This is a genomic window from Caldivirga sp. UBA161 (assembly GCF_002506515.1).
In the GTDB taxonomy this organism is placed as follows: Archaea; Thermoproteota; Thermoprotei; order Thermoproteales; family Thermocladiaceae; genus Caldivirga.
In genome coordinates, this window is the sequence record NZ_DAXS01000065.1 from 14,885 (window position 1) to 22,752 (window position 7,868).

Genomic DNA, 7,868 nt, shown 5'->3' on the forward strand with positions numbered 1-7,868 from the left:
GTATTCAGTTACTGAATAGGGTATTATAGGATTAGCTACTGGATTCTTTTTCTCCTGATCTTATACTCATTAACTAGGTCTTCAAGTGTATCGTAGTCTATTTCATTTAATTCCTTCTTTAATTCACTAATGTATTCACTTAGCTTATTCATGTCAATTACCTTAATGCCATTGCTTACATCTAGGGCCAGCACCCTAGATAATGGTACTGCAGCTATACCCATTTTAAATAATTGCTTAATAGCCCTTGAGCCAACCTCATCTATTGTTATCACTACGCCTGACCACCCCTTACTTAAATCAACTAATGATGTTATGTCCTGGAATCTCATAATTGGTAAGTAACCCTTGTTGACAACTTGACTTAACTCACTAGTACTATTAACCCTCACTGCGAAGGCGTAATTATTATTGAATAATGCCCCAGCAATCATGGATTTCACGTTGTTTAAAATATCGTTAAGCTCCTTAATCCTCTTAGTTTCAAGCTCAATCCTGCTTTCCAGTAACCTAATCTTTGATGTGAGTGATTGGTCGGGTGGGCTGTATTTAAGGGTGTAGAGTCTATTAACCTCATCCTTAAGCTTAATGTTCTCATCCTCAAGTTTACTAATCTTCTCCTCCAACACATTAATATAGTCCTTAAGTTCCTTAACCTCATCAGAGCATTTGCACTCCTGCTGTTGATTCTTAACAATAACCTCAGCCTTACACTCCTGGTTAATGCTCCTACTGAGTACCCTTGATAAGGCATCCCTTATTGATAACCCCCTAACTACAAGTTCCTTAACCTCATCTGCGTTAACTTGAATAGGTAATTCACTCAACACTTCATCAATCTTATTGAACTTATCAGCGTAGCTAATGAATGCCTTATAGGCTGCGGCTAAGGCATCCCTCTCATGCGGCGTCTTCACCTTTATATTATCCTTCTCCGATAGTTTAAGCGCAATATTAGCTTTCTCAGCAATCTGCATGTCCCTCTCAGGGTGATAAAGAACCGCGCCTATCATTGATGAGAGTTTCTTAATGTAATCGGAGGGCTTAGAGACATCCGCAGCAACTATTATTGGTGTACCGTACTCGTAGACTAGGCTTAAAACCCTCCTCCTACTCATGTTCCTACCACTGAATAGGGCGAGTACCTTACCGTCAAGGCTCATTAATGCTAAGCCGGTTACTATACCTGGGTCAACACCCACTATTAGCCTAGTTTTAGACTTTGGGGAAGCCTCAACATAGCTTGAGTTGGGTGAGAGGAACTTAATGCTACTGCTTATTACCTGCTCTAAGGTCACCTTAACGTCCATTGATTTAACGGGCTTCACGAACCTTCTAACAATGGATTTATCAGCATACACTATTATTAATGCTGACCTAACACCCTCACTATCCCTATGGTAGAATACGTCGTAGTCTAGGTTAGCCTTATTAAGGGATTCAATAATACTCTTAACAATATGCCTAACCCTAATGGCAATATTCCTCTCAAACCTCCTCCTACTCTGACCACCCTGCCTTGTTGATATTAATGCCTTAACCACTATCTTAGTCTCATTCTCAAAAAGCTTAACAACAGAACCAATACCCCTTAAGGCAAGCTCAGCAACGTGCTTCGCCGTTTCCTCAGGCGTTAATAGACCAATGTTAATTCCAAGGTACTTCCTAACTAGGTCCTCCATTTTAACCTCAGAACCATCAGATAACCTAGTAACTTGAATTATCTGAGGGACGCTGGGTAACTTACTCATCCTCTTCAGGAAACGGCCACCTAACTCTAAAATCTCCCTAATGTTATCAACAGCAACAATCGATGGCCTATACTTCTTAATAACCCTAATTAACTCATCCTGGTTAGCTACACCACCAGTAATAATAGTATTATCACTATTCATAACTACGTAGGAGAAGCCGCCGTCAGGCCTAATATCAATACCCAGTACTCTAGAGGACACGTTAAAGCACTGAAGAGGGGTATTAATTCTTTATTCTCAAACTAACTAATTCAGTTACTGTAAGCGTATACTGTTGTGCTGCCTTTGGTTTGTTATTGCTTTTACCGGCTGCTTATGGGTGTTCTTCTTGGTCCTCCTCGGGATCCAGTGGGTACTATTAGGGGGTATTAATTAGGAGTATGCACCAGCATACCCAATAACCCCAGGGAACATTAATCAAACGCAGGAAAGATTCAGCCCATTAATTCATGTACCTTACTTCCAGTAATCACTGGAGGTGGTTAATAATGGGGAATGCTTATATATCCTTAAGGGGAACACAAATACGTGTCCAGTGGCTCCAATAATTTGACTAAGTTTTACGAAATAATGAGGAGGCTAGATGAGGCAATATCTGATGTTGAAAGGGTTAAGGAGCAGGTTAAGAGCGAACTTGACTCATACTTAAGGCAGGTTGAGGATGATTTACGTAAAATGCTTAGTGGTGAGATTAGTAAATTAGTTAACGAGTATAAGTTGAATGCAGAGTTGAGTGTAAAGAGGGAGGTGGATGAGTATATGCATAAACATAAAAGCATCATTGACGCCATTAGGAGTAATAGGGATAGGATTATTAATGAATCCTCAAGCAGAGTACTTAAGGAACTGGGGTTCCAATAACTAACTAGTAATGGTTTAAAAGCATTGAGAAGCAGTTTTAATGGGTGATGAGGCTTCAGCGGGAGATTGATGATCTTAGGGTCAGTGGCTGAATATTTAAACCCCCAGTTTGGGTTAGCCTTGGTTAAATGCTAAGGATAGAGTATTATAGGAATCAGGATGAGGCCATAGATAAGCTTAAGGAGATAGTTAATAATGCAGTTAATATGATTACTAAAATAAACACAACTATAGAGTACATTAAGTCTAATGAAGCGAAAACCATTAGTCAAGGCGCATTAACCATTAAATCATATAATGTTCTTGATCATAAGGGGAGGGAGTTATATAAGTTGCTTTATGTAGGGATCATGGGCAATGTAGATTATGAATCATTAAATCAATTAAAGCACTATTACGTAACGTTAAGGGAATCATTAAACTCACTAATAGCATCAATGAGTAGAATGAGTATTAATGGTAATTTAATAATAGTTTACCTAGATGAGGCGCCAATAATGATAATACATAGCCTTAATGAGAATACACTGAATGAATTAATTAATTTAATTAATACTAAACAGAACGCAGCCTCTGGTTCCTAATCACCACAGCCTCCTGATAACCCCTAATTATACTGTATATGCCTAATGCCCCCACAACCACAACCACTAGTAGGAATCCAATATCCACCGCATCTAGGTTAGGTATTGGTAAACCAGTGGATATTGCCCATGAGTCTATTGCTGGGAATAGCATTATTAGTAAGCCAGCCAACACGAAAACCCATCCACCATAGTAAAGCACCCTACCAGCAGCCCTCTTGCCAATAATCTTAATCTCATCCTCATTAAACTTCTTAATCCTCAGTATATTACCGAACACTGCACCAAATATAATCTGCATAATCATGGTTCCAATACCAAACATTAATCCAGGCAGTGGGGCATATATTAATCCAGGAACCTGGGGGGCAAGTATGAATGTGATTATGCTTGCATACGCCCCAAAGCCGAAGCCAGCTATTAAACCATGCACTATAGTCATTTTTAATGGTATATCCCTTTCATGAACCTCATGTAGCGGTAACCTACTAGCCTTATCAGTGTGGTGTGCCTTACCGCCAAGCAGTACGTCAATGGGTAAGTGCAGGTATCTGCCCTTTAGTATGTATGAACCAGCTATGGCCATCACTAGGCCAACCACCATGTAGACTGGGCCATCTAGGTTATACCTCTGGTAGAAGTAGGCTAACCCAATGTAACCCAGTGTAGTCAGTAAAGCCCTCTGCATCGTGAAGCCCAGTGAGAATAAGAAGCCAGCTGCCATACCACCCTTAGTGCTATATTTCCCTATTGCGTAACTGAAGGTTATTGGCCAAGTATGCTCATCGGGGGTTGCACCATGCATCATACCCAGTAGGAGGCTGATGAATAGTATTTCCGATAACCCTAACCCAGTTGGTGGGTTTAAGAGTAGCTGGAGTATATTCATATCTTTCGGGTTACCCTAATTGGTTTATAAATCTTTCGGGTTAACCGAATAAACTGAAACAGGTACCCTTAAGAATACTCATTCAAACTAAGCGTACTTAACAGCCCTTGAAAGTAAACAAGTCATTAATCCTAAGGTTAATTGAACTCTTGATAGTTAATCATTCTTCTTAAGTCTTATAACCCAATATCCATTAACCTGAATTATATCTAAAACACTGCAGTTTAGCTTACTTGCAACTGATGGCACTGTTTCGCACGATGCTGGGTAATCCACTAATATATCAATTACCGCACCCTTCTCCACTGACTTAATAACCTTAGCAGCGTAAAGTTGGGGATATGGGCAAATTAAACCCCTTAAATCCGCCACATACTTATCATTAACCTTACTTAACTTACTGCTTAAAGATATACTCATACTGCTCATACCACTTACCGGTTAATGCATACTTATTTATATAATTATGAGGCATGCATATTTTGCACAATAATAACATTAATTTAGCGGCTCATTCGGCATGTCACTCATCAATCATCAGATACCCCAGGACACTATCACAGCCAACCAATCCTAAAAACACCCTCCTAATTAACCTTTACTATCATCCCATTCAAACACACTACAACTCTAGAGGTTCCAATATTAGGAGGAGCGTTAAGTGAAAAGTTGNNGTGAACTCAATAATGATGGCTGCCTAAACCCCAGCGCTACATTATTGAATGCCCTTAATCCTCAGTGATGCATCATTACCTCTTTTAACACCACACTAAGCCTCAATAATACTAGCATTAAATCTTCTGGCCCGCTTCTTAAGCTCCTCATCAAATGTAAATAAAGGCTTCCCAGCACATAAGCAGTCCCTAATATAACCAAGTCATTAAAACTACCAAGCCCCCAATTAACACTCAGCATTACATGAGACACCCACTTAATGGCATCACTATTACACACTAAACTCACCTTCCTATGATTAATTAAGCTACTTAAAGTACCTACTGCACTATTCTTAAGGTACATTAACTGACCTAAGGAACCAAATCAGCTCATAAATAACGATATGCGGTAGAAACCACTTATCTAAACTATTCATAATCCTAACGGCCTTAGCATGCTCCCTAGAATCCTTAACAATTATAATTAATGCACTAGTATCAATTACTGCCTCTGACATTCCTCATCAAACCATCCTCAATAAGCTTATCAATATCACTAATCGTCAATTCTCTACCTAAACTAACCATTGATATCTCCTGAACAACCTTCCTAAGAATAATACGGTCATCATCAATCTCAACACTCAGTACATCACCAACCTTAATCCCAAATCTCTCCCTAATGCTGACTGGCTCCCTCCTTGTCTCCTTGTCTTTGGCTCAATATCAAATAACATGAAGTAAACACCCCTATGTATAATGCACAGAGGTGTTTAAATCCTTGCCTAACCTAAAAGCAGTGTTTCAAGCCCCCTTTTAAAGCTAACAATATTTTAGTAGCGGAAAATAATGAACAATAGGAAGCTGCCTAAACCTGAGGTTAAGGTTTTGTTAGCTACATTAAGTATATTGCCTAGCAGCGTTTGCATAACTTTAATTATTTTTAATTACCTCTAAATTCTCTTTCATAGTTAAATGATGATGAGGCTGAGCAACCAGTAGTCACTAAAAAGCAGCCACCAGTTACAATGAAAGCCGAATCCTACTTAGAGACTTATAATTAATATGCGAAGAAATTGGGAAAGGGTGGTAACTTAGTTAAAGAGTAATGAGGAGCATTAAAGTAAAATCAAAGGAGTGTAACCGCCAAGACCCTGGGAAACCATATCAGAGCCAACCCTTAAACCCGGTATCAGCTAATGTGCGTGTAATTTTACTTTAATGCTTCTTATGGGTGCTGCAGTGTATATTACTTTTTATCAACATCAGGTAATGATATTAAGATTTGCATTATACGGCAGCATTAAGAGTTACTCAATATAATTTTAGGAGAATTAATGTTAGGGTACTAATTAATGATAGGTACCTTTATTGTTAAGTTAATTCTCATTAATCCTGAATTCGCAGATAATATACTTATAGGGTTCTTCTTAGTGGCGAAGCTTAGCTAAGTTAGGCATTATCATTATTAATGTAAGTGATGTTATTTGGTGTTTAAGGCAGGATGAGTTAAAGTTTTTAGAAGCTCATGTGTACTAAGTTAGGCTACTGTTATATAGTGGTTAGGCGAATATTCATCATTGAGCACAATAGCTAAAATATTATAACGCATTTTTATTTAACACCTAACTGTTTCCCGCAATCTAAGTTGATGTATTTTATGCTTTAGAATTGATATGAGCCATGAATAAGCTCCTTAAGAAAACTAAATGCAAAACAAGTATTTAAAGAACATTAATTAATTCTTTAGTGTGATTAATTTCTCTAGATTATGGATTTGGAGGTATATTAAGGATAAGTTACCTTGGTACTATGAGGTAGCGATTAATAGGAAGCCGGCTAAGTACTTAATTGCAACTCGAGTACCAGTTAATGAGGAGCTAACTGAATTAAGTGAGGGTGAATTATGGAATGAGTTTAATAGGGCTTTGGATGACTTCCTTGAACTATGGCGTAGAGTGAGGAGTAATGAGGTTAATATTAAGGATATACCTAAGGCATCACCATCACTCCTAGACCTAGTTACTGAAATTACGAGGAGGATGATTAGGCATTGCGAATTCTGTGAGTGGCGTTGCAGAGTTGATAGGACTAGTGGTAAGAGGCTTGGTGTTTGCATGCTTGACTCTACAAGCAGGGTATCCACATACTTCCACCACCTTGGTGAGGAATTACCACTCAGGGGTGTAATGGGTTCTGGAACAATATTCTTTACATCATGCAACTTTCGTTGCGCCTTCTGCCAAAACGCCAATATAAGTAGGAATAGGTTTAATGGAATTACCATGAATCCCAGACAAATAGCCTCAGCAGCTGCCATACTTAGGCTTGAGGGGGTTCATAACATTAATTGGGTTGGTGGTGAACCAACACCGCATTTGCACAATATTGCTGAGGCAATAAGGTTAATTGCCCAGCAGGGCGTTAAGGTTATTAAGGAATTGAGTGATGAAGAATATGAAGCAGTACTCTCAATAAAGGCGGATTTCACGCCATACAACTTTTCAATGGATTGGGCATTCTATGATGATGAACTTAACGTACCCATGCTATGGAATAGTAACTTTTACATGACTACGGAGACTATTAAACTTCTTAGGGTATTAATTGACATATGGCTACCTGACTTCAAGTATTATAATAATAAATGCGCCTTTAGAATTTCCAGGATACCTAAGTATTTTGAAATTGTCTCTAGAAATCATAAGTTGGTTTATGACTGGGGTGAAGACATGATAATTAGGCACTTGGTTATGCCAAGCCATATTGAGGATGATTCCAAGCCAGTACTTAAGTGGATTGCGGATAACATGCCGGGCGTGTTAGTTAATATAATGGATCAATACAGGCCAGAGAATGAAACTGATCCAAGCTCACCAAGGTTTAATCCTGAGTTTAGGGAACTGGCTAGGAGGCCTAGTAGGGAGGAGTTAATGGAGGTTTATAGGTATGCTAAGGACTTGGGATTGAACTTTGAATTGATTAGTTTTGAGAAGGGGATTAACATTAAGTATTTAGGCGATGAGGATTCATTAATTGAAAGATTAAATGGCTTACGGTGAAGTTAAAGTAACAATAGCTCAGCCTCCTTAAGCGTCCCCCTAACTGGATCAACCTCAAGGCC

The 7,868-nt window shown here is 38.8% G+C and carries 7 protein-coding genes and 1 pseudogene; 3 read left to right on the plus strand and 5 right to left on the minus strand.

Translation table 11 applies throughout. The features are described from left to right. Positions 1-35: 35 nt before the first annotated feature. Positions 36-1,955, minus strand: coding sequence for a DUF460 domain-containing protein (locus tag BP896_RS07110; protein WP_291767076.1), 1,920 nt, complete (start codon positions 1,953-1,955; stop codon positions 36-38). Positions 1,956-2,282: 327 nt separating this feature from the next. On the opposite strand from BP896_RS07110, the gene BP896_RS07115 reads away from it, so the two are divergent. After that, a complete protein-coding gene (locus tag BP896_RS07115) occupies positions 2,283-2,615 on the plus strand; it encodes a hypothetical protein (protein ID WP_291767078.1) in 333 nt (110 codons plus the stop codon). Positions 2,616-2,743: 128 nt separating this feature from the next. Continuing rightward, a complete protein-coding gene (locus BP896_RS07120; RefSeq protein ID WP_291767080.1) occupies positions 2,744-3,199 on the plus strand; it encodes a hypothetical protein in 456 nt (151 codons plus the stop codon). Here the strand turns inward: BP896_RS07120 and BP896_RS07125 are convergent. The 4 genes and pseudogenes from BP896_RS07125 to BP896_RS09840 form a co-directional block, all read right to left on the minus strand. Next, on the minus strand, positions 3,171-4,088 hold the full coding sequence (locus BP896_RS07125; RefSeq protein WP_291767081.1) for a hypothetical protein: 918 nt from the start codon (positions 4,086-4,088) through the stop codon (positions 3,171-3,173). The two genes, BP896_RS07120 and BP896_RS07125, sit on opposite strands and share 29 nt — an antisense overlap. Before the next feature lie 156 nt (positions 4,089-4,244). Beyond that, positions 4,245-4,517: a sulfurtransferase TusA family protein gene (locus tag BP896_RS07130; protein ID WP_291767084.1), complete on the minus strand. Its 273-nt coding sequence runs from the start codon at positions 4,515-4,517 to the stop codon at positions 4,245-4,247. A 580-nt stretch (positions 4,518-5,097) separates the two neighbouring features. Next, on the minus strand, positions 5,098-5,262 hold the full coding sequence (locus tag BP896_RS07135; RefSeq protein ID WP_291767086.1) for a PIN domain-containing protein: 165 nt from the start codon (positions 5,260-5,262) through the stop codon (positions 5,098-5,100). A gap of 85 nt (positions 5,263-5,347) precedes the next feature. Then, positions 5,348-5,428 (minus strand): annotated as a pseudogene (locus tag BP896_RS09840) (AbrB/MazE/SpoVT family DNA-binding domain-containing protein); the annotation flags it as partial. A 1,067-nt stretch (positions 5,429-6,495) separates the two neighbouring features. Here BP896_RS09840 and BP896_RS07140 point away from each other — a divergent pair. Further along, complete coding sequence (locus BP896_RS07140; RefSeq protein WP_291767088.1) at positions 6,496-7,806, plus strand: radical SAM protein; 1,311 nt, start codon at positions 6,496-6,498, stop codon at positions 7,804-7,806. Positions 7,807-7,868 lie beyond the last annotated feature (62 nt).